Annotated in this window: 3 protein-coding genes; all 3 read right to left on the bottom strand. The window is 66.7% G+C overall.

Going from position 1 to position 4,194, the window contains the following annotated elements; genetic code table 11:
- Positions 1-299: 299 nt before the first annotated feature.
- A complete protein-coding gene (locus ACIQ09_RS21770; RefSeq protein ID WP_398314446.1) occupies positions 300-2,468 on the bottom strand; it encodes an EAL domain-containing protein in 2,169 nt (722 codons plus the stop codon).
- A gap of 51 nt (positions 2,469-2,519) precedes the next feature.
- The gene (gene metF / locus ACIQ09_RS21775) at positions 2,520-3,359 is read right to left on the bottom strand and encodes a methylenetetrahydrofolate reductase [NAD(P)H] (RefSeq protein WP_398314448.1); all 840 of its coding nucleotides are present in this window, start codon (positions 3,357-3,359) and stop codon (positions 2,520-2,522) included.
- Between the two features lie 92 nt (positions 3,360-3,451).
- Positions 3,452-4,194 (bottom strand): adenosylhomocysteinase (locus ACIQ09_RS21780; protein ID WP_398314450.1); only part of this gene is annotated, 743 nt, incomplete at its 5' end.

The following is a 4,194-nucleotide window of genomic DNA, read 5'->3' on the forward strand; positions in this document are numbered from 1 at the left end:
ACCAGCAGGCGGGGAAGTCCGGCGCGGCTGTCTGAGCCCGAAGGGCGAGTTCCGCGCCGGCCGCCTGCTGGGAGCAGCGCAGGGCAGTCGGCCGAAGGCCGACCGGGGGTGGCGGGTCGCCTTCTTTGCCTCCTTTCTTGGCGAAGCAAGAAAGGAGGTCGCCCGCCGGGGCGAAATCCCGGCCAACATCACGCCAAACACCGGAACGCCCGTAAGCAAGAGCTCAAGCCTTACCTGTCGAAGCGAAAGCGCTTTCCACACTTAACGCGAACATCGCCAATGAACTCGACCCAGGTGAGTCAGCGCGGTGGTGGCAGGTGGTCGGCGAAGGCGTCGGCGGGCATGGGGCGGCCGAAGTAGTAGCCCTGGGCATAGTCGCAGCCCAGCAGGCGCAGGTCGTGGGCGATGTCGGCAGTTTCGACACCTTCGGCGAGCACGGCGATCTTGAGGCTTTTGGCCATCTGGATGACGGCGCGCACGATGGCGCCGGCGTCAGGGTCGGTGGGCAGGTCACGGACAAAGGACTGGTCGATCTTGAGCTTTTCGACGGCGAATCGGCGCAGGTAGGCGAGGCTGGAATAGCCGGTGCCAAAGTCGTCGATGGCCAGGCGCAGGCCCATGGCGTGGAGCTGGCGCACGGTGGCGAGCACCTGCTCGGTGTCTTTGACCAGCACGTTCTCGGTGATCTCCAGCTCGATCAGGGCTGGGTTGGCGCCGCTGTCGGCCAGGGCTTGGCGCACGGTTTCCACCAGGTTGCCGCGGGCAAACTGGAGCGGGGAGAGGTTGACGGCGAGCACCAGTTCGCGGTGCCCGGCGTCCTGCCAGGTGCGAGCCTGGCGGCAGGCTTCGCGCAGCACCCATTCGCCGATTTCGACGATCAGGCCGCTGTCTTCGGCCACCGGGATGAAGACGCCGGGGGGCTGCATGCCCAGCTCGGGGCAGTTCCAGCGGATCAGGGCCTCGGCGCCGACGATGCGGTTGTCGCCGAGATCGATCAGCGGTTGGTAGTGGAGGATGAACTCATTGCGCTCGAGAGCCCGGCGCAGGCGATTCTGGATGTCGAGACGCTGTACGGCGTCCTCGTTCATCTGCTGGGAGTAGAAGCGGAAGGTGTTGCGGCCGGCTTCCTTGGCGTTGTACATGGCCGCGTCGGCGTTGCGGATCAGGGTATCGAAGTCGGTGCCATCCTCGGGATAGACGGCCAGGCCGACGGAGCAGGAGAGGCTCATCTCCTGGCCGGCGAGGAGGCAGGGCCGGGCCAGGGTGTGCATGATCTTTTCGACGATGGGGGCGATGTCGTCGCTGTCGCGGATGTCGGTGAGCAGGACCAGGAACTCGTCGCCCCCCTGGCGGCTGACCGTGTCGGTGTCGCGGGTGGTGCTGCGCAGGCGGTCGGCGCAGGTCTGCAGCAGGGCGTCGCCTGCCGGATGGCCGAGGCTGTCGTTGATGTGCTTGAAGTGGTCCAGATCCAGGAGCAGCAGGGCGACCCGGGTCTCGGCCCGCACGGCGTGGGCAAAGGCCTGCTCGGCCCGGTCGCGGAGCAGGAAGCGGTTGGGCAGGCGGGTGAGCAGGTCGTGGCGGGCGAGGAACTCGGCGCGCTCCTCGGCGGCCTTGCGCTCGCTGAGATCGGAGAACATCGCCACGTAGTGGAGGATCTCGTTGTCGTCGCCGCGCACGGTGGAGATGGACAGCCACTGGGGGAAGATGGCGCCGTTGCGCCGGCGGCTCCAGGCTTCGCCGCTCCAGTGGTCGGTGCTGGCCAATTCCAGTAGCAGGCCGTCCAGGAAGCCGGCGGGATGGTGGCTGGCGGCGATCAGGGACGCCTCGCTGCCGATGACCTCTTCGGCGGAGTAGCCGGTGAGGGTGGTGAAGGCACGGTTCACCGAGATGACTCTGCGCCGGGCGTCGGAGATCAGGATTGCGTCGCGGCTTTCGCTGAAGACGGTGGCCGCGAGCTGCAGCTGGCTCTGGTGGTGCCGCGAGGCGCTGATGTCGCGGGAGGCGCCTTCGACGCCCACCGGTTTGTCGCCCGGGGCGCGCAGGTCGGTGATGAAGCCGGCGGAGCCGCTGACTGTGCCGTCAGCCTCGTTGCGGGTGGTGATGGTGCTGATCAGCGCCGGGATGCTGCTACCGTCCCGGTGCAGTAGTTCGAGCCGGTAGTTGCGCCGGTCGCTGGTGGGGATGCGCTCGATCTGGCGGCGCAGGAAATCCTCGCTGTCCGGATGGACAAAATCGGTGGTGGGGCGTCCGATGAGCTCATCGACGCTGCAACCCAGCAGTTGCCCGAGGGTGTTGTCGACTTCGACGAAGTAGCCCCGCGCGTCAACGACGAAGAAGCCGTCCGTCGTGCGGGTGATGAGTTCGTGGAACACCGTCTCCCTGCTGCGGAGATGGGGCTCGGGCGGAGGGTGAAAAGGGGGGGTCAAGTCCATGGCCGGGGAAACTGAATTCCCTGGGGATATCGGCATGGGATCCCGAAACTTGAAAAAAACGGCCCCGGCAGGGCGGGGCCGGGGCGCTCAGTTGGTGAGTCCGAGGCGGGCGCACAAGGCCATGGTGGGCCCGGCCTGGTTCATGCTGTAAAAATGCAGGCCGGGGGCACCTGCGGCGATGAGCTTCTCGCACAGGTCGCTGACTACATCGAGGCCGAAGGCCTTGATCGAATCACTGTCGTCGCCAAAGGATTCGAACTTGCGACGCATCCAGCGCGGGATCTCGGCGCCGCAGGCGTCGGAAAAGCGCGCCAGCTTGGAGAAGGACACGATGGGCATGATGCCCGGCACGATGGGCACGCCGATGCCCAGGGCAGTGCATTCGTCGCGGAAGTGCAGATAGGCATCCAGGTTGTAGAAGTACTGGGTGATGGCCGAGTCGGCGCCGGCGTCGACCTTGCGCTTGAAGGCCAGCAGGTCGTCCCTGGGGCTGCGGGCCTGGGGGTGGTATTCCGGGTAGGCGGCCACCTCGATGTGGAAGTGGCTGCCGGTTTCGGCGCGGATGAACGCCACCAGTTCGTTGGCGTAGCGCAGCTCGCCGGGATCGCCCACGCCGGAGGGCAGGTCGCCGCGCAGGGCGACGATGCGGCGGATGCCTTCGTCCTTGTAGCGCTGCAGGATGGCGCGGATCTGGTCGCGGGTGGAGCCGATGCACGACAGGTGCGGGGCGGCCTCATGGCCCTCGCGACGGATCTCGAAGACGGTCTCGAAGGTGCGCGCCTGGGTGGAGCCACCGGCGCCGAAGGTGACGGAGAAGAACTCCGGCTTCAACTCGGCCAGCTTGGCCCGGGTGCTGCGCAGCTTGTCGGCGCCTTCGGAGGTCTGCGGCGGGAAGAATTCGATGGAGATGGGGGTCTTGGTGGACACGGTGGTTCCTCGCAGGCCCGCCGGCAGGACATGCCGGGCGGGCGTGGATCACGGCGGCGGAGCGGGGGTGAGCCCGCCCCGCTGGGCCGGGCTCAGTAGCGGTAGTGCTCGGCCTTGTAGGGGCCTTGCTTGGCCACGCCGATGTAGGCGGCCTGCTGGTCGGTCAGCTCGGTGAGCTGGGCGTTGAGCTTCTTCAGTTGCAGGCGCGCCACCTTCTCGTCCAGGTGCTTGGGCAGCGTGTAAACGCCCACCGGATAGTCGGCGGTACGGGTGTACAGCTCGATCTGGGCGATGGTCTGGTTGGCGAAGGAGCTGGACATCACGTAGGACGGATGGCCGGTGCCGCAGCCCAGGTTAACCAGGCGACCCTTGGCCAGCAGGATGATGCGCTTGCCGTCCGGGAAGATGACGTGGTCCACCTGGGGTTTGATCTCTTCCCACTGGTACTTCTCGATGGAGGCGACGTCGATCTCGTTGTCGAAGTGACCGATGTTGCAGACGATGGCCTGGTCCTTCATGGCGGCCATGTGGTCGTGGGTGATGACGTGGAAGTTGCCGGTGGTGGTGACGAAGATGTCGGCCAGGCTGGCGGCGTATTCCATGGTGACCACGCGGTAGCCTTCCATGGCGGCCTGCAGGGCGCAGATCGGGTCGATCTCGGTGACCCACACCTGGGCGGACAGGGCGCGCAGGGCCTGGGCAGAGCCCTTGCCCACGTCGCCGTAACCGCACACCACGGCGACCTTGCCGGCGATCATCACGTCGGTGGCGCGCTTGATGCCGTCCACCAGCGATTCGCGGCAACCGTAGAGGTTGTCGAACTTCGACTTGGTCA

Source organism: Zoogloea sp. (genome assembly GCF_044344315.1).
Lineage (GTDB): Bacteria > Pseudomonadota > Gammaproteobacteria > Burkholderiales > Rhodocyclaceae > Zoogloea.